A 301-nucleotide genomic window follows, 5' to 3' on the forward strand; every position below is an offset into this window, starting at 1 on the left:
CCATTCCTCTGTTTCAAAAAATACTGTGACCCCCGGCGGCACTGCCAGATGCTCTGCCGGGAGGTTCGGCTTTATTGATACGCGGCCGCCAGCTTTTCCAGCGCGGGCAGGCTGCGCTATACCTTTTCGGTGTCGATGCAGTAGGCAAGGCGGACATAGCCCGTTACGCCATAGGTATCGCTGGGCACCAGCAGCAGGTCAACTTCCCGGGCCTTGCGGCAGTAGGCGTTGGCATCCTCCTCCAGTGCCTTGGGGAAGAGATAGAAGGTGCCGCCGGGCCGCTCGACCTCAAAGCCCAGCG

Annotated in this window: 1 pseudogene; it reads right to left on the bottom strand. The window is 61.1% G+C overall.

Features of this window, described 5'->3' with window-relative positions:
* Window positions 1-116: 116 nt before the first annotated feature.
* Window positions 117-301: pseudogene (locus P0G09_RS18730) on the bottom strand (pyridoxal phosphate-dependent aminotransferase); the annotation flags it as partial.

The sequence above is a fragment of the Faecalibacterium sp. DFI.5.82 genome (genome assembly GCF_029076575.1).
GTDB lineage: Bacteria > Bacillota > Clostridia > Oscillospirales > Ruminococcaceae > Faecalibacterium > Faecalibacterium duncaniae.